Source organism: Providencia sp. Me31A (genome assembly GCF_050487165.1).
Taxonomy (GTDB): Bacteria; Pseudomonadota; Gammaproteobacteria; order Enterobacterales; family Enterobacteriaceae; genus Providencia.
In genome coordinates, this window is the sequence record NZ_JBKQGZ010000008.1 from 172,839 (window position 1) to 189,881 (window position 17,043).

General features: G+C 42.9%; 16 protein-coding genes and 1 pseudogene. 1 reads left to right on the forward strand and 16 read right to left on the reverse strand.

Annotated elements, in window-relative coordinates:
* The 15 genes from ACLPIE_RS08535 to ACLPIE_RS08605 form a co-directional block, all read right to left on the reverse strand.
* A complete protein-coding gene (locus ACLPIE_RS08535; RefSeq protein ID WP_430261155.1) occupies nt 1–1,041 on the reverse strand; it encodes a hypothetical protein in 1,041 nt (346 codons plus the stop codon).
* 29 nt (nt 1,042–1,070) lie between these two features.
* Complete coding sequence (locus ACLPIE_RS08540; protein ID WP_430261124.1) at nt 1,071–1,628, reverse strand: LemA family protein; 558 nt, start codon at nt 1,626–1,628, stop codon at nt 1,071–1,073.
* Between the two features lie 209 nt (nt 1,629–1,837).
* On the reverse strand, nt 1,838–2,356 hold the full coding sequence (gene hpaC / locus ACLPIE_RS08545; protein WP_430261126.1) for a 4-hydroxyphenylacetate 3-monooxygenase, reductase component: 519 nt from the start codon (nt 2,354–2,356) through the stop codon (nt 1,838–1,840).
* A 19-nt stretch (nt 2,357–2,375) separates the two neighbouring features.
* A complete protein-coding gene (gene hpaB / locus ACLPIE_RS08550; RefSeq protein ID WP_430261128.1) occupies nt 2,376–3,938 on the reverse strand; it encodes a 4-hydroxyphenylacetate 3-monooxygenase, oxygenase component in 1,563 nt (520 codons plus the stop codon).
* A 521-nt stretch (nt 3,939–4,459) separates the two neighbouring features.
* Nucleotides 4,460–5,341: a 4-hydroxyphenylacetate catabolism regulatory protein HpaA gene (gene hpaA, locus ACLPIE_RS08555; protein ID WP_430261130.1), complete on the reverse strand. Its 882-nt coding sequence runs from the start codon at nt 5,339–5,341 to the stop codon at nt 4,460–4,462.
* A 189-nt stretch (nt 5,342–5,530) separates the two neighbouring features.
* Entirely contained in the window at nt 5,531–6,898 is a 1,368-nt protein-coding gene (hpaX, locus tag ACLPIE_RS08560) for a 4-hydroxyphenylacetate permease (protein WP_430261132.1), read from the reverse strand.
* A 162-nt stretch (nt 6,899–7,060) separates the two neighbouring features.
* A complete protein-coding gene (gene hpaI / locus ACLPIE_RS08565; protein WP_430261134.1) occupies nt 7,061–7,867 on the reverse strand; it encodes a 4-hydroxy-2-oxoheptanedioate aldolase in 807 nt (268 codons plus the stop codon).
* A gap of 9 nt (nt 7,868–7,876) precedes the next feature.
* Nucleotides 7,877–8,680, reverse strand: a complete 804-nt coding sequence (gene hpaH, locus ACLPIE_RS08570) for a 2-oxo-hept-4-ene-1,7-dioate hydratase (RefSeq protein ID WP_430261136.1) — start codon at nt 8,678–8,680, stop codon at nt 7,877–7,879.
* Between the two features lie 192 nt (nt 8,681–8,872).
* Nucleotides 8,873–10,336 carry an NAD-dependent succinate-semialdehyde dehydrogenase gene (locus ACLPIE_RS08575; protein WP_430261137.1) on the reverse strand — a complete coding sequence of 488 codons (1,464 nt, stop codon included), beginning with the start codon at nt 10,334–10,336 and terminating at the stop codon, nt 8,873–8,875.
* Entirely contained in the window at nt 10,333–11,559 is a 1,227-nt protein-coding gene (locus ACLPIE_RS08580) for a Bcr/CflA family multidrug efflux MFS transporter (protein WP_430261139.1), read from the reverse strand. Before ACLPIE_RS08580 ends, ACLPIE_RS08575 begins: the two co-directional genes overlap by 4 nt.
* A 39-nt stretch (nt 11,560–11,598) precedes the next feature.
* Entirely contained in the window at nt 11,599–11,982 is a 384-nt protein-coding gene (locus ACLPIE_RS08585; RefSeq protein ID WP_430261140.1) for a 5-carboxymethyl-2-hydroxymuconate Delta-isomerase, read from the reverse strand.
* Between the two features lie 9 nt (nt 11,983–11,991).
* Nucleotides 11,992–12,873 carry a 3,4-dihydroxyphenylacetate 2,3-dioxygenase gene (gene hpaD / locus ACLPIE_RS08590; protein ID WP_430261142.1) on the reverse strand — a complete coding sequence of 294 codons (882 nt, stop codon included), beginning with the start codon at nt 12,871–12,873 and terminating at the stop codon, nt 11,992–11,994.
* A 246-nt stretch (nt 12,874–13,119) separates the two neighbouring features.
* A complete protein-coding gene (gene hpaE, locus ACLPIE_RS08595) occupies nt 13,120–14,586 on the reverse strand; it encodes a 5-carboxymethyl-2-hydroxymuconate semialdehyde dehydrogenase (RefSeq protein ID WP_430261144.1) in 1,467 nt (488 codons plus the stop codon).
* Nucleotides 14,586–15,365, reverse strand: a complete 780-nt coding sequence (locus ACLPIE_RS08600) for a fumarylacetoacetate hydrolase family protein (protein WP_430261146.1) — start codon at nt 15,363–15,365, stop codon at nt 14,586–14,588. Before ACLPIE_RS08600 ends, hpaE begins: the two co-directional genes overlap by 1 nt.
* Nucleotides 15,365–15,994 (reverse strand): fumarylacetoacetate hydrolase family protein, encoded by a 630-nt coding sequence (locus ACLPIE_RS08605; protein ID WP_430261148.1) that lies wholly within the window; start codon nt 15,992–15,994, stop codon nt 15,365–15,367. Before ACLPIE_RS08605 ends, ACLPIE_RS08600 begins: the two co-directional genes overlap by 1 nt.
* Before the next feature lie 439 nt (nt 15,995–16,433).
* Here ACLPIE_RS08605 and hpaR point away from each other — a divergent pair, with 439 nt between their 5' ends.
* Entirely contained in the window at nt 16,434–16,889 is a 456-nt protein-coding gene (hpaR, locus tag ACLPIE_RS08610) for a homoprotocatechuate degradation operon regulator HpaR (protein WP_430261150.1), read from the forward strand.
* A gap of 60 nt (nt 16,890–16,949) precedes the next feature.
* Here hpaR and ACLPIE_RS08615 read toward each other — a convergent pair.
* Nucleotides 16,950–17,043: pseudogene (locus ACLPIE_RS08615) on the reverse strand (IS481 family transposase); the annotation flags it as partial.

Consider the following 17,043-nt stretch of genomic DNA (forward strand, 5'->3'; position numbering starts at 1 on the left):
CTAGTTATTACCGAATAAGAATGTTTGATTGAAATACATATTCAATTGCCCATTTTGGTAATCCATTGGGGTGATCAAAATAAAACCTATCAGCAAAAGTGCAATGATTACAGTGATCGTTAAGTTTCGTCGCAACGGACTCGTTTTGTTCCAACGGTCGACATAGTCAGAAGGTGAAATACCCAATAGCATATGAGGCGCTTTGCGTATAATCATGGGCTCGCCTTTTTCATTGGCATCCGCAGTACCAATTAATAAATAACTGTTTTTTGCTTCAAGTAAATACTCGGTATAACGACGGTTACCACTTTCAATATCCATATGTGGCTTTAAGCCAGGGTAAACAAAATAATCAGGGTCACACTCGACTTTTACGGAGCCTGTATCATCCGTCAAGGTAAAACTATGCATACGGCTTTTACTATCTTGCAAGGTATAACTTTTCCTACCTTCTTTATCTTTTGATATGGAATATTCAAAATAAAATGAGCCATAGCAAGTTTTATTACCTAATTGGCTCTTAATTTCAGTCCCTGCTGTGATTTTCCCTTCAACTTCAACTAACCCCATAGCGATTGAGCGTATTTTGGAGGTGGCTAGGTTTTTCTGAAATTTTAAGAATCGTTTGGTTGGCGTATTTTCAATCGCGTTAAATACAAAGAGTAAGACAAAGGCGATAAAAAATATACGCATGTCGATAAAAAAGCCAGAAAGTAAGCAGATTGCTAGTAACATACCCACACATACTTTCAAAAAAGCACTAAACTTTGATGAGCCTTCATTTTGTAAGCGCTGATAACGTTGATAGGCAATTTTGCTGGCTTTGACAGCATTACGGCTAATAAAAAAGGTGATTGCCAATACCACAACGTAATAAATAATACTGCCATAATCGCCTTGTGAAGGTGATAGAGAATACCACATACCACAAGCAACGCTGATAAAAGGAACGATCCCCCAGTTCACTTTTTTATTTATCGAAAATGTGTTATCGATAAATAAAATTAAAGCTCCAATGGCTGCTCCGAGTAAAAAATACATATTCACGCACTAATACCTTTACACTGACATTATTTAAACTGGACGCCCTGATATTTTTTTTCATCCTCAGAAATATCAAGTAATGGCAGTGCCGTAAAATGAAAGGCATTCGCAATCAGGCTATCTGGAAACATTTGTATTGCAGTATTGTACTGTGTTGTTGCATCGTTAAAGCCTTCACGTCGTTGGGCAATTTTATTTTCAACCTCACTGAGGGCAAGTTGTAGTTGCGTGAATTGCTCACCAGAGATCAGCGTTGGATAGTTTTCTGCAATAGCAATAAGGTTATTGAGTGTACGATTCATGTCATTTGATGCCGCAATTTTATCATTCATATTATTGGCATTAAAATAGCGTTGGCGTGCATCGCTTAATGAGGTAAACAGTGTTTTTTCATGTTCCATCGCTTTTTCAGTGATGGTAACAAGTTGAGGGATCTGGTCTGCCCGTTGTTTTAAAATAACATCAATATTGGCAAATTGGTTGCTGACTTGATTACGGGTATTGATCAGACGGTTATAAATAGAGATCCCCCAACCGATGGCCAATAATAGTAAAACAAATACAACGATAAATGTGATGGTCATATTGGTGCCTTTTAATCCTGATAAATGATTTAGGTTAAACGTATAAGAGTCTTAGCCCTTATGCAATCAGAAAAGAATGAAAGGCCGTAGAGTCATATCGAGGAAAATAGTATTTGGTAGAAGAGAAATTACTTTGATGATATAATTAAAATTTTTTAAATTAAATAGCCTCATTATCAGAGGCTATTTAAAATTAGATAAGCGAACAGTTAAGCCGTTGGCTCAAGGAGTTGGTGCATAACAGGGTGAAATTTACGTTTAAAGTAAACTAGTCCATGCCCTGTATCATTAACAATGATTTGTTTCATTTCAACCAAGTACACTGAGTGTGTACCAATATCTTGCACTTGCGTGATTTCGCCTTCAAGGTTGGCTAGGGCATTTTTCAATAAAGGTTGTTGTAAAATACCATTATCCCACACATTCCAGCTAAAACGCTCTTCCATTGTGGAACCTTTCATCCCAGCAAAATGGCATGCTAACTCTTCTTGATCATGACTTAGAACGTTTACACACAGGCGGCCATTCTTTTGAAATACCGCATTCATTGCACTATTGCGGTTGACACATACCATCAAAGTTGGTGGCGTATCTGTAACTGAACAGACTGCAGTGGCTGTAATTCCACAGCGACCCTCAGTACCATCCGTGGTGACTATATTAACTGCAGCACCTAGACTTGCCATCGCATCTCTGAAACGCAGGCGATGTTCATTTTCTAAAGACATTTTGACCTCCTGCTGCCGATTATTTCAGCAGCGAATCTAACTGATTAATATCGTTGTTGTTATACAGGTGTGGACGCTTCCATCCGTGTTGATCGTAATCGGATAGACAGCGATCAACCATATCTGTCATGGCTTTCATGTTGCCAGAACCTTGTGCATGACGCAGACACTGCAGGCGAATTTCGTCTTGGCTTCCCGCGTAGTTAATTTCATACAGTTCATGGCGACCACCAAACTCACTACCGATCGCATCCCACATGAGTTTTAGGATCTTAATTCGTTCGACGTGATCCATCCCATTAGAACCGCGAACATATTTAGCTAAATACTTATCAATTTCTGGATTATTCATATCACGAACGCTTGATGGTAAGTAAATCAGGCCACTTGTCACGTTACTTTCAATGATATTTTTAATTTTAGTGTAGGCCATTGGTGCCATAACACGGTAAGTCTGGATAGCTTGAGTATCGGGTAGGAATGCGCCACCTTCCCAAGCTTTAGCTTCTGATGTCATTGCATCAGTCAATGACCAGAACAGATTACGCCACGCGACCACTTCACCCAGATCAGCCTGTACACCACGGAAATCAATAACACCTGTACATTCTAAACTTTTTTGTAACAATCCGGTAATGAAGTCTAATTTAACGGCTAAGCGGACACAAGCTTGTAATGGGAATAATCGTGCAAATCCACCTTGTACTGCCCAATTACGAGCACGGTCAAAGTCTCGGTAAATCAGAACGTTTTCCCACGGAATCAACACATGATCCATGACTAATATGGCATCATTTTCATCGAAACGGCTTGATAATGGGTAATCAAATGGTGCGCCTGTCGCGCCAGCGACTAATTCATAAGATGCACGAGAAATCAGTTTTACGCCATCTGCATCCATTGGTGCGACAAACATCAGTGCAAAATCAGGATTATCTCCCATCACTTGTGCTGAGCCGAAACCGATAAAGTTATAGTGTGTTAACGCTGAGTTGGTCGCAACGACTTTAGCACCGCTAACGATAATCCCTGCATCGGTTTCTTTTTCAAGCTTGATATAAACATCTTTCACTTCATCAGCAGGTTTATGGCGATCAATCGGTGGGTTAACGATTGCATGGTTAAAGTACAAGCCGCTTTCTTGAATGCGTTTGTACCAATTGCGCGCGTTATCTGCAAACTGGCCATAATATTCAGGGTTTGCGCCTAAACAACTGGCGAATGCCGCCTTATAGTCTGGAGTGCGTCCCATCCATCCGTAGCTCTGACGTGACCAATCTGCGATAGCATCACGTTGTTGGCGCAGTTCATCTGCACTTTTAGCGAAGCGGAAGAATTTGTGAGTATATCCTCCATTGCCGGTGTCGGTGCTCCAGCAAAGTTGGTCATGAGTCGTTTTATCATGAAGCGCATCATATAACTGTCCTATTGAAGCTGCGGAGTTACGAAAGGCTGGATGAGTGGTGACATCTTTCACACGCTCGCCATAGATATAGATTTCACGGCCATCTTGTAGGCTTTTTAAGTATTCTTGGCTATTAAAAGGGCGTTTAGCATCTGAACGAAAATCTTCTGGTTTCATGTCTACCTCGTTATCTCACAATGAGGGCTTGCTTTGATAGGAGTACAAAGGTGCAAGCGAAATTATGTTAATTTTATGTTTGTTTTGTGTTTCTTAATTGAATCGTTTTATGGGGGAGTTTGAAAGAGACTTTCTATAGGTTCTCTGGTACTTTTCGGTGAAAGAGGGTCTTTGTGAAAGAAATGTGATCATATCGATGTTTTAATATTAATGCCATAATGAATGAAATAAAAATATTATTTATTTACAGTGCGTTATATATTGTTAATATATTAATTGTATTTATTTTTAGTTTTCTTGTTGTTCTTTTTTTAATCGCGGTATTCACTTTTTGTTAAAACTATTTTGTATTTTTATAAAATTAAAACAAAATTAGTAATACCTCAAAATGTTTTTTAAATGTAAAATAAATTTAGGGTTAATGATCGATATGAAAGCATAATGATAGATTATGTATCGAGATGGTTGTTCTGTTTATAGGAATTATTGTTTCGAGATGCACTTAAGGAATATGGATAGTTTTAGTGAATATTTCGTTCGCGCCATAAGCTTGGCGAACATCCCACTAAACGGTTAAAGAAACGCGCAAAATAAGCTGGGTCTTTAAAGCCAAGTTGGTAGGCAATTTCAGAAACAGGACAATCGGAAAAAATTAACATACGTTTGGCTTCTCTCAGTATCCTATCAAAAATCAGCCGCTTAGGTGGCCTGTTAGCAAAGCGGCGGCACATATCTTTTAACCGGGACTCGGTGACTCCAAGTTTTTGAGCGTACTCAGGTACTGCGAGATGTTCACGATAATGCAAGTCTATGAGTCGGTTAAATCGCTGGAACAAGCGGTGTTCCCCTCGGACTCCCGTCGTTGGGTGCTCATCTAGGGGAATTGACCTTAGCAGAAATGCAAAAAAAGCCTGTGCCAGAGAAGATAAAACCTGATCTTTTCCCACGTAGCTATTAGCGGATTCACGCGCCATTAATGCCCAGTAATGGTTAAAAGTTTCAATATCTTCGGGTTTATCAGCAACAGACAGGCAAATCGCGGGAATATCAACTAAATCAGGATTCGCTGGGTATAACGACCCCAGCAATGGCGTTATTAAATCCTGCCGTACCGTTAATACGTGGCCATCAGTATCTTCTTGGGTAAAAAACGCATGAGCAACAGACGGTGGCGTAAGAATAAATAACGGGGCTTGAACAGAATAACGCGACTCGTCAAGCTGCAAGGTAATATGGCCCGTCACCAAATAGTGCAATTGGAAGAAACCGTCATGGCGATGAGCTTGCATATCGCGACCAAAAAAGGCCGCCATATTACCAAAGGTTTGGTAGTGGACATCATCATTACCTTGTGTTTCGTCGTAGTCTGTACTGATGTCGATATTCGTGATTATGCCTGTCATAATTGCTCTTCATACTTCAAGCTGTAGCGTTGTTGGCTATACAAGCCAACCCTAGTCATATACTTATGTATGCTCCTAGGGATTAGCTTGCTTGCCGCCTAGCTGCAACTTGAATTATTTTGAGCAATGCTCAAGGTTATTGGGGTGCAGCACTCATTTTTAGCTAACAAAACTATATAATTCGACCGGTTACGGTGTCGCTCTTGGGCGTGAGTTTTTCATTGGTATGGCGATGACTAGAAGGGCGCCGACGACCAACAAACCTGCCACAAAGTAGAGACCTGAGTTAAAGCTGCCTGTTTGGTCTTTTAGCCAACCGATGAGGAGGGGGCTGACCGCAGATCCTATATTACCAGTTGCGTTGATAACCGCAATACCGATAGCGCGAGCCCGTAAACTGATTGATTGATCAGGGGTTGTCCAGAACAACGCCATTGCAGTGAAAGAACCTGTTGATGCCAGAATAATACCAATCAATTGGATGACCGGATGGTTCGTCATTGCCGCAAGAACCCATCCTGCTGCCGCAAATAAATATGGCAAGGCCGTGTGCATCTTCCGTTCTTGTAACCGGTCAGAGCGACGGCTCCAATAGATCATCCCTAAGATAGTACAGAATTGTGGAATGGCCGTTAATAGCCCAATCATGGCATTACTGCTGCTTTGATTGAAGCTTTGCATAATTTGTGGTGTCCAGATATTAATCGCACTTAACGTATTGGTTAAACAGAAATAAGCAACGGTGTACATCAAGACCACTGGGGTGAAAATTTCTTTCCACAGACTGGTATTTTGTAGGGCGCTATGGCTTTTCGAACCATGAGGCTGTACTAATTCCAGTTGGTCGTTGTCCATCATTTCTTGCAGAGTGTCTTTGTCTTCTTGGGTCAGCCATTTGGCTTTTTTCGGTGAATCATCAAGGTAGAACCAAACAAGTACACCGAGGATCACTGAAGGGAAACCTTCTAATAAAAACAACCATTGCCAGCCTTTGAGATTTAAAATGCCATCCAATCCAAGAATGTAGCCAGATGCCAGCGAGCCGAATGCCATAGTGACAGGCATAGCAATCATAAATAAGGCATTAGCACGAGCGCGGAAATAGGCAGGGAACCAGTAAGTTAAATATACCAAAATCCCCGGTAAAAAGCCCGCTTCAGCGATACCGACCAGCATTCGTAGGACATATAAACTTGTAGGTCCTGTCGCAAACATGGTCGCCGTAGAAGCAATCCCCCAAAGTACCATGATGGTGGCTATCCAACGGCGCGCGCCAACAATCCCTAACATGATGTTACTTGGAATACCAAAAATCACGTAAGTGACATATAGCAAGGTCGCGGCTAAACCGAACATCGTTGAGGTTAGGCCGATATCTTTCCCCATAGAGAGGCCCGCAAAGCCAATATTAATACGGTCTAAGAATGAGAAAACGAATAATACAAATAAAAATACGATAAGGCGCTTGAATAATTTATTAATAACTCGCTGCTGGGGTTCAGTTAAGTTTTTATGTTGCTCTGCTGGGTTACTGTTTGCAAGCTGTTGATTACTCATATTGTAGGGCCCTCTATTCTTTCTTTTGAAAATTATTATAGGTACAAGGGACTCGTAGGCAGTCATGGTGCATTCTGCCTTTTATTACGATATTGATTTTTATTTATCTAAATAGGCCTTTTATCTGTAGGGTTAAAATTGGCCTATTTAGCGATCTGTTAGTTAATAAACACTAGGCGTACTCGAGGTGACCTCTGAGACGGTTTTGCCAAATTTGGCTGCGAGTGCTTCTGCAGTACGCGCCAGTAATGTGGTATCCACACCAACGGCGACAAACAAAGCGCCCAGTTTCAAATAATGTTCAGCAACATCTGGTGCCGCCATTAAAATACCCGGTGCGATACCCGCTTCGCGAATTTGGACAATCGCTTTTTCTATCGCAGATTTCACCTTTGGATGGTTTGGATTACCTGAGAAGCCCATATCTGCACTGAGATCTGCGGGGCCGATAAATACACCATCGACGCCTTCGACCTTTAAGATCTCCGGTAGATTGTTCATAGCTTCACGTGTTTCCACTTGCACGATCACACACATTTCATCATTAGCACGTGTTAGATAATCGGGTATACGATTCCAGCGAGAGGCACGGGCTAAAGCGCTGCCAACACCGCGGATGCCTGCTGGTGGATAACGCGTTGCGCGCACGGCTTGCTTGGCTTGTTCCGCATTTTGTACCATCGGGAGTAAAAGAGTTTGCGCACCGATATCCAACAGTTGTTTAATGATCACAGGGTCATTCCACGGTGGACGAACGACTGGCTGTGAAGGATATGGGGCGATCGCTTGTAACTGAGATAAGGTCGTTTGCACATTATTCGGTGCATGTTCGCCGTCGATCAATAACCAGTCAAAACCAGCACCTGCAAGTAACTCTGCACTATATGGACTGCACAAACCAAGCCATAGGCCGATTTGTGGTTGACCGCTTTTTATGGCTTTTTTGAATTTATTTTCTAACAGATCCATGAGGTTTCCTTATACAAATCGGCAGCTAATAGAACCCATATTTCCATAGTCAACATGGAACACATCGCCTTTACGTGCGGGCACAGGGCGAGTAAATGAACCGCCAAGAATGATTTGCCCAGGTTCGAGTTGGACATTATGTGGGGCTAATTTATTGGCTAACCATGCCACACCGTTTGCAGGGTGGTTAAGAACAGCAGCCGCGACACCGGATTCTTCAATGACACCATTACGATAGAGTAGGGCGCTAATCCAACGCATGTCTAAATCACGAGGTTTAATGGGTCGGCCACCTAAAATAACCGCACCATTGGCTGCGTTATCTGAAATGGTGTCGAACACTTTACGTGGACGATTAGTTTCTGGATCGACGTTATGACAGCGTGCATCAATCAGCTCAAGAGCTGGGATCACATAGTCAGTGGCGTTATACACATCAAAGATGGTGCAGTTTGGCCCGCGCAAGGGTTTGGCAAGAACAAAAGCTAATTCGACTTCAATGCGAGGAACAATAAAGCGGTCTGTTGGGATATCACAGCCGTCATCAAAAAACATATCGTCAAGTAGCGCACCGTAATCAGGCTCATCAATTTGTGAACTTGCCTGCATGGCTTTGGATGTTAACCCAATCTTGTGGCCTTTCAACACACGCCCTTCAGCAATTTTTAAGCCAACCCATTCTTTTTGGACGGCATAAGCATCGTCGATCGTCATCTCTGGGTGATCGAGTGATATTTGGCGAATTTGCTCACGTGATTTTTCAGCCTGATTTAAGCGCTGGGCTATTTGCGATATGACATCTTTTTGTAACATCTTATTTTCCTTTTGCACCTCAGCTCGTTATACTTCGAGCTATAACTGCGTTAGCTTCACGATAGGCTTGTGCCTATCCCCTAGTCACATGGGTATGCTCCTAAGGGATTAGTCTCATTTACTGCTTTGTTCTAACTCGAATTATTTAGAGCTAAGATTTTAAAAGCGAAGACCACTAGCTAATGTTTCTTTCTAATTAGAAAGCCCACCAAAACAGAGGTATTTCACTTCCAAATAATCTTCAATTCCATAGCGTGATCCCTCACGCCCCAGACCAGACTGCTTAATGCCTCCAAATGGGGCCACTTCGTTCGAAATAATGCCTTCATTGATACCCACCATGCCGCTTTCTAATGCTTCTGCAACACGGTAGATACGGCCGATATCTTTTGAATAGAAATAAGACGCCAAGCCGAACTCTGTATCATTTGCAAGATCAATGGCTTCTTGCTCATCGCGGAATTTAAATAAAGGTGCTAGTGGGCCAAACGTTTCTTCTTTAGCGACTTTCATGGACTCTGTTACACCCGTAATAACGGTAGGCTCAAAGAACAAACCACCTAAACTTGCAGGTTTACCGCCCACAATCACTTTTGCGCCGTGGGAAACGGCGTCAGCAATATGTTCAGTGACTTTATCCACCGCGGCTTGATTAATCAGAGGGCCTTGTTGTGAGTCAGCTTGTGTCGCAGGGCCAATTTTCAGCGCACTGACGGCTTTAGCGAGGCGAGCAGCAAACTCATCGTAAACACCTTCTTGCACTAAAATGCGGTTAGCGCACACGCAAGTTTGCCCACTGTTACGGAATTTAGCGGCTAAAGCGCCTTGTACAGCAGCATCTAAATCAGCATCATCAAATACGATAAACGGTGCGTTACCGCCTAGTTCAAGGGACATTTTCTTCACGGTATTAGCACATTGCTCCATCAGCAATTTACCAACGCGAGTGGAACCGGTGAATGTCAGTTTGCGTACTACAGGGCTTGATGTCATGACGCCACCAATGGCTTTTGCATCTGTGCCTGGAACGATATTGAATACGCCAGCAGGAATACCCGCTTCTTCACCTAATGCGGCCAGCGCTAAGGCGGATAATGGCGTTTCTGCCGCGGGTTTTAATACCATCGTGCAGCCGGCAGCAAGTGCAGGGCCCACTTTACGAGTGATCATCGCATTCGGGAAATTCCACGGTGTGATAGCTGCAACAACCCCAACGGGTTGCTTAATCGTCACAAGGCGGCGCCCTGGCAATGGGGATGGGATGGTTTCCCCGTAGACTCGTTTGCCTTCTTCCGCAAACCACTCAATAAAGCTAGCGCCGTAGGCAATTTCGCCCATCGATTCGTTGAGAGATTTGCCTTGCTCGGCACTCAGTAGCTGAGCTAACTCTTTTTGGTTATCCATCATTAAACGGAACCATTTGTTTAAAATTTGACTACGCTCTTTAGCGGTTTTCGCTCGCCATGCAGGGAGGGCTTTTTCAGCCGCTTCAATCGCAAGTTGGGTTTCCGATGCCCCGACATTGCTGACTTTGGCGATAACTTGGTTATTTGCAGGGTTCGTCACTTCAAAGATGCTGTTATTTTGGGCATTAACCCACTGACCGTTGATATAAGCCTGCTGGCGGAATAATGTAGAATTGATATTGATACTCATTTTTCGTTGTTCTCCGAAGACACTGATTGCACCTGTGGGTGAATATTCTTAGCCGAGAAACGTTGACTGGTGAAACTCAAACCCGCACAGAGCGCCATAACAAGTGCCATAGCAAATGGGGATTCATCCTGTAATACAGATACTGCAACACTGGCGAGTGCAGCTAAGGCAAATTGAATTGAAATTGCCAGTGCGCTGGCACTACCCGCAATTTTTCCTCGTTGTTGCAGTAACAGTGACAAACTGTTGGTACCGATAGCATTGACCATCGATAGGAACAGCACTACCAGAATAACAATAATAGGCAGACTTTGTTGGTAAAATAGGAGTAACAGCAGGCCAAATACTAATTGAAATCCACTTTGTATAGTGAGAATGCGCGTTAAACTGTAATTTTTTAGCAGCTTAACGTTCAATAACAACATCACAATCATTCCCAGAATGTTACAACCAAATAGCAGGCCATAATGTTGCTCAGAAACCCCAAAGTAATTGATATACACAAACGGTGAACCACTGATAAAAGCAAACATGCCAGCAAAAGAGAATGCCATCGTACCGATGATACTCAGTGCTTCTCGGTCTGTGAGTATCTGTGCATAATTTTTAAAGGCGACATAAATCATATTTTCACTGCTGCGTTGGTGTTGTAATGTTTCTGGCAGCAAGAAGAAAATCACGCTTATAGAGAGCAGACCAAGCAGTGCTAATAAATAAAAAATCACTTGCCATTCAAAGTGAATAAGTAAGAACCCCCCTAACAATGGGGCGAGTAACGGTGCAATCATGGTGACAAGGGTCATTAATGACAGCACTTTAGGTAATTCATAGGCTGGATAAACATCTCTAGCAATTGCCCTTGCCATAACAATGGCTGCACCACTACCAAAGGCTTGCAATGCCCTAAAAACAATTAAGGTGTTTGCATCAGTGGATTGAGCGCACAACAAACTGGCTACCGTAAAAATGGCGAGGCCACTTAACAACATTTTACGGCGGCCCAGTAAATCGCTTAATGGCCCGTAAAACAGCATTCCCACACAGAAACCTGCAAAAAAAGCCCCAAGGGTGTACTGCATTTGCCCTTGGGTTGCTCGTAAAGCGGTTCCCATCTGAGGCAGGGCAGGAAGGTACATATCGATAGACAATGGCCCAAAAGCAACTAACGACCCTAATAGTGGGATCAGCCAACGTGGGATATGCGTATCGAAACTTTTGACCATCTTGCCCTCTCAATCAACGGTGAATGACGTTATAAACTGTTAACCCTTAAACAAAGCATGAACATTGTTTTGTTTATAATTTAATACGGGATCAAGCTCTTCTATGGTAAAAGACAGCGCCAAGTAGCGTTTTGCCATTAAATCGGCAAAATGGGCTTTGATCAGAGTGAAAATCATCTCCCCCGTTTTTTGCTTATCTTCAAGAGAGCGCCCCGCACCAATCTTCAACGTCATATGCACAAACGCATAATCGTGCTTACCATCGGCCATTTGCCAAGTGTCTAACCATATAGCGCGGCTGCGAATGCCACCTAATGGGAAAATCCCCGTTCCTGCAAGGGCTTCATTTACTTTGGCAAACAGTTCGGGAAGCTGAGCATCATCACGAATATTTTCGGTACATTCTGCATAAAAATGAGGCATAACAGTTCCTTATGCGGTTGTCGCTTGTTTTTCAATGATGTAGCTTGGCAGTGGGAAGACAGCATTGATTTGCCCTGTGCCTGAACTTGCAAATAAGTCGGTTAAAACTTCTACTTTCTCTGTGTATTTATCCCAACCTAGCATGCCTAACAACATCACGGTATCGTGCATATGACCTTCACCAAAGCAATAATCGGCATATTCAGGCAGCATTTTGCAGAACTCTTCAAAACGGCCTTCACGCCATAATTTGACGACGCGTTTATCCATTTGCTCATCAAACTCGCGAGTGTAGCTGTTCATACCGTCTTCAGCTTTTTGGTCATCAATAAAGCGGTGTGACAATGAACCACTGGCGAGTACCGCCACCGTGCCATCATATTTTTCGATAGCGGTCAGTACGGCTTCACCTAATTTGCGGCTGTCTTCAAAGCTGTGAGAAGTACAGAATGCAGAGATAGAAATCACTTTGAAGTGACGGTCGCTATTCATATAACGCATTGGAACTAAGGTGGCATATTCAAGTGTTAAGCTTGGGATTTCATGGGCTTGAGCTCGAACGCCTAATTTACGAGCTTCTTCACCAATCATCTGACCTAATACTGAGTTCCCATCGTATTCATACTCCATGTCGCGAATAAAATGAGGAAGCTCATTACTGGTATAAATACCTTTGAAATGATCAGCGCAATTGATGTGGTAAGCACTATTGACTAACCAGTGAGTATCAAAAACGATAATGGTATCAACGCCTAATTCACGGCAGCGACGGCTGATTTCTTTATGCCCATCGATAGCTGATTGGCGACATCCAAAATTTTTACCCGGTAGTTCTGATAAGTACATGGATGGGACGTGTGTTATTTTTGCGGCGAGTGCTAGTTTACCCATTTCATCCTCTCTTACCCGTTATATTTTGAGCTGTAGCGGTGTTGGCTGCACAAAACCACCCTAATCACATACTTATGTATGCTCATAGGGGGGATTTCACCTGCCGCCTAGCTACAACTCAAACTATTTAAGGTAAGGAATGAGTTTACCCATAATTTGTTGTAGCTATTATTTATCTTGAATCATTTACAGTTCAAATTTTTATAGGTATCTAATTGATAAATATTATAAAAATAATTTTATAAATCATACACCCCAGCGTGGGATGTTGTGGTCGCCGTAGGAGATACAAACGTTCTTCATCTCTGCAAAGACTTCGAAGCTGTATTCGCCACCTTCACGGCCAACACCGGAGGCTTTGACACCGCCAAATGGTTGACGTAGGTCACGCACATTTTGTGTGTTAACAAACACCATTCCGGCTTCGATATTGCGAGAAAGACGAAGGATTTTGCTGACATCTTGCGTCCAAATATAGGAAGCTAGGCCGTATTCAACATCGTTCGCCATACGTAGACCATCTTCTTCTGATTTGAATGGGATCAGACAAGCGACGGGACCAAAGATTTCTTCTTGTGCAACGCGCATACGGTTATCGACATCAGCCAGAACGGTCGGACGCAAGAAATGACCATTTTTCAGGTGATCAGGCAGATCCGTTGGTTTTTCAGGGCCACCCGCTAACAGGGTAGCGCCTTCTTCCATACCAATACGAATATAACCGGACACTTTGTTCCAGTGCTGTTGGCTTATTAATGCACCGACTTGTGTTTTCGGATCGTTCGGGTCACCGACGATCAGACGGTTTGCTCGTTCAGCAAAACGTTTTACAAACTCAGGATAAATGCTTTCTTGAATGAAAATACGTGAGCCCGCGGTACAACGTTCCCCATTGATAGAGAAAATAGTAAACAGTGCCGCATCCATTGCGCGTTCAATATCCGCATCTTCAAAAATTAGAACTGGGGATTTCCCCCCTAGCTCCATTGAATATTTTTTCAATCCTGCGTTTTGCATAATGGCACGGCCTGTTGCTGTACCACCGGTGAACGATACTGCTCGAACATCGTGATGTTTCACCAGTGCATCACCTGCCGTTGCACCATAACCTTGGACGACGTTCAAGACGCCAGCAGGAATGCCAGCCTCAAGTGCTAATTCCCCTAAACGGTTTGCTGATAGCGGAGACAGTTCAGACATTTTCAGCACGGCAGTGTTGCCCAGAGCTAAACATGGGGCGGTTTTCCATGTTGCCGTCATAAACGGTACGTTCCACGGGGAGATTAACCCACACACACCAACAGGTTGTATCAGGGTGTAGTTCATCATTTTGTCGTCAACCGGATAGGTACGACCATTCATTTGTTGGCAAATTTCAGCAAAGAATTCAAAGTTGTGTGAAGCACGAGGGATCAGTACATTTTTGGTCTGATGAATAGGCAGACCTGTGTCTTTGGTTTCTATTTCCGCAATTTGAGGGACGTTTTCATCGATTAATTCACCAAGGCGGCGCATTAAGCGAGCACGTTCTTTCATTGGGGTATTTGCCCACTTTGGAAATGCCTCTTTTGCTGCGGCGACCGCTTGGTTGATTTCATCTTGCCCACCGGAAGCGACTTCAGCGAGAACTTCACCTGTTGCTGGGTTGGTGGTTTGAAAATAGTCTTTGCTAGCAACGTTTCTACCGTTGATCCAATGATTAATCTTAGTCATTATACTCGTTCCTCATAGTCTTTTTCGCTGATAATGGTATTGACTAGTCGGCCAACACCCTCAACTTCAACAATGACTTCATCACCCGGTACGACATCAGACAGCCCTTTTGGTGTCCCTGTCGCAATCATGTCTCCCGGTTGCAGTGTCATAAAGTCACTGAGGTAAGCAATTAAAAATGGAATATCGAAAATCAGATCAGCAGTGGTTCCTTTTTGGCGCAATTCACCATTGACATAGGTGTATAAAGCGAGGTTATGAGGATCTTTCACGGCATCTTTATCGACAATCCAAGGGCCAATAGGCGTTAATGTATCGCGGCTTTTCACACGCAAATTGGGACGATAATAATTTTCGAGGTAGTCACGGATAGCATAGTCGTTACACACGGTATAACCTGCGACATAATCCATGGCATCTTCTTTTGAAACCTTATGAGCGATTTTGCCAATCACGACCACTAACTCAGACTCGTAGTGCATATATTCAACATTATCAGGGCGCACAGAGACTTGACGGTGACCTGTTAGGCTGCTTTCTGCTTTTAAGAAAATCAGTGGCTCTTCAGGTGGTTTAAATTCTAACTCTGCGGCATGGTCGGCATAGTTCAAGCCAAGAGCAAATAAAGTCCCTTGCGCAGGTGGCAACCACTCAACATCCGGGGAATCTCCTGCAATCACATCGCCATTAGGTAACGTAATGGCTTCGTTATCACCGACAGTGACGGAATACTCAGTGCCTTTAAACAGAATTTTTGCGCGTTTAGTGATAGTAGACATTATTTTTCTCCTGCTGCCACAACGGTATTTTTCAGGCTAGGGAAGCCTTCCGCTTGGATAATCACTTCATCACCGGGGTTGATGGTGACACGTTGTTGCGGCGTGCCTATCAGGATCACATCCCCTTGTTTTAGGGTGGCAAAGTCACTTAATGCGGCCACTAACTCGCTGGCATCGCGGATCAGATCTTTGGTTGACCAACGATCCACTTCCTTACCATTTACTTGTGTGATGATATCGACAGGCGTATCCAGCGAAGCCGTTACCATCTCACCAATTGGGCAGAAAGTATCACGGCATTTTGCTTTAATGGCAGGGCGATAGAAGGTGTCTTCTGGCAGGCTAACCTCATTTGCAAGGGCAAATCCAGCAATAAACTGATGTGCATCTGCTTTACTGACTTTGCGTGCGTTTTTACCGATCACTAAAGCGAGGGTGGCACCACTTTGTACTTCTTCACCGACTGGATGCAAAATCTGCTCGCCTGAATTGATGCGTGTATTACGCGGCTTAATAAACCACACTGGGGTTTTCGGTGGGGTTTTATAAGGGGCTTGCTGGAATGCCTCAAGCCAATGGCTAAGCTGGCTTTGATGATTGAGGGCAACGGCAAATACAGTGCCTTTCATTGACAACTCCTTAATGAAAAGAATTCAACTTTCGAGTAATTATTAATATATTAATAAAGTATAACTTTTAATTTAGCAATAGGTTTATGGAAATGTTAATTTTAATTGTGATCTCATTAACATAATTTAAGTTGGTTTTTGTAATTCATTGTTATAAATGAATTTATTATTTTTTAATTTTTTTTTAATTCACAAGAAATTAACTTTATGACAGAGTTTTAAATTATTTACTCATTAATATTTTAGGGTTTTTCTTTGAGATTGTTATTTTACCGTGCTACTCTTTAATAGGGAAAATTGGTTATGTGGAAATCCTCGGTGATAACCTAGGGTTTAACGAGTTTAACTAAAGTATAGAGCCAATAAAGCCATGTGGCGGTTGCCATAAAATACCTAAATTGGGCTAAATAACGTTAATTAAGTGGTGAGTTTTAAGCTTATGCATGAATCATTGACAATTGCATTATTGCAGGCGAGAGAAACGGCAATGGGGTTCTTTCGACCAATATTGAAGTCGTATAATCTGACTGAACAGCAATGGCGTATCATTCGCGTTTTAGCTGATAAGCGTTCAATTGACTTTCATGAATTATCAGTCCAAACCTGTATTCTTCGCCCAAGTTTAACGGGGATTTTGACCCGAATGGAGCGCGAAGGTTTAATTTTCCGCTTAAAACCGTTGAATGATCAGCGTAAATTATACGTCTCTTTGACACCCGCTGGGCAAGATCTGTATGACAAAGCGCGTCAGGAAGTGGAAGAAGGTTATCAAAAAATTGAGCAGGCTTTTTCGTCAGAGAAAATGCAGCAATTGACCGCATTGTTGGATGAGCTAATCGCTTTAGAGAGCCCAGATTATAGTAATATCGCTGCTGATAAGAAAAAGAGCGCCTAATTTTCGTCATATTTCGAGCTCTAGCGGTGTGTCACTCAGAACCTCGGCTGACGTTTAGTCTTAAAGACCAAGCTTATTTTTTAACACTTCATACGGTGTTTTACCAGCATGAGCTGAGTGGGGGCGATGACAATTATAAAATGCCTCCCATTCA

What these genes read in the sequence shown, in the direction of transcription:
- hpaD (WP_430261142.1), bottom strand. Translation starts at nt 12,873, where the DNA reads ATGGGTAAACTAGCACTCGCCGCAAAAATAACACACGTCCCATCCATG.
- hpaX (WP_430261132.1), bottom strand. Translation starts at nt 6,898, where the DNA reads ATGAGTAATCAACAGCTTGCAAACAGTAACCCAGCAGAGCAACATAAA.
- ACLPIE_RS08575 (WP_430261137.1), bottom strand. Translation starts at nt 10,336, where the DNA reads ATGAGTATCAATATCAATTCTACATTATTCCGCCAGCAGGCTTATATC.
- hpaR (WP_430261150.1), top strand. Translation starts at nt 16,434, where the DNA reads ATGCATGAATCATTGACAATTGCATTATTGCAGGCGAGAGAAACGGCA.
- hpaH (WP_430261136.1), bottom strand. Translation starts at nt 8,680, where the DNA reads ATGTTACAAAAAGATGTCATATCGCAAATAGCCCAGCGCTTAAATCAG.
- ACLPIE_RS08585 (WP_430261140.1), bottom strand. Translation starts at nt 11,982, where the DNA reads ATGCCTCATTTTTATGCAGAATGTACCGAAAATATTCGTGATGATGCT.
- hpaA (WP_430261130.1), bottom strand. Translation starts at nt 5,341, where the DNA reads ATGACAGGCATAATCACGAATATCGACATCAGTACAGACTACGACGAA.
- ACLPIE_RS08605 (WP_430261148.1), bottom strand. Translation starts at nt 15,994, where the DNA reads ATGAAAGGCACTGTATTTGCCGTTGCCCTCAATCATCAAAGCCAGCTT.
- hpaE (WP_430261144.1), bottom strand. Translation starts at nt 14,586, where the DNA reads ATGACTAAGATTAATCATTGGATCAACGGTAGAAACGTTGCTAGCAAA.
- hpaC (WP_430261126.1), bottom strand. Translation starts at nt 2,356, where the DNA reads ATGTCTTTAGAAAATGAACATCGCCTGCGTTTCAGAGATGCGATGGCA.
- ACLPIE_RS08540 (WP_430261124.1), bottom strand. Translation starts at nt 1,628, where the DNA reads ATGACCATCACATTTATCGTTGTATTTGTTTTACTATTATTGGCCATC.
- ACLPIE_RS08580 (WP_430261139.1), bottom strand. Translation starts at nt 11,559, where the DNA reads ATGGTCAAAAGTTTCGATACGCATATCCCACGTTGGCTGATCCCACTA.
- hpaB (WP_430261128.1), bottom strand. Translation starts at nt 3,938, where the DNA reads ATGAAACCAGAAGATTTTCGTTCAGATGCTAAACGCCCTTTTAATAGC.
- hpaI (WP_430261134.1), bottom strand. Translation starts at nt 7,867, where the DNA reads ATGGATCTGTTAGAAAATAAATTCAAAAAAGCCATAAAAAGCGGTCAA.
- ACLPIE_RS08600 (WP_430261146.1), bottom strand. Translation starts at nt 15,365, where the DNA reads ATGTCTACTATCACTAAACGCGCAAAAATTCTGTTTAAAGGCACTGAG.
- ACLPIE_RS08535 (WP_430261155.1), bottom strand. Translation starts at nt 1,041, where the DNA reads ATGTATTTTTTACTCGGAGCAGCCATTGGAGCTTTAATTTTATTTATC.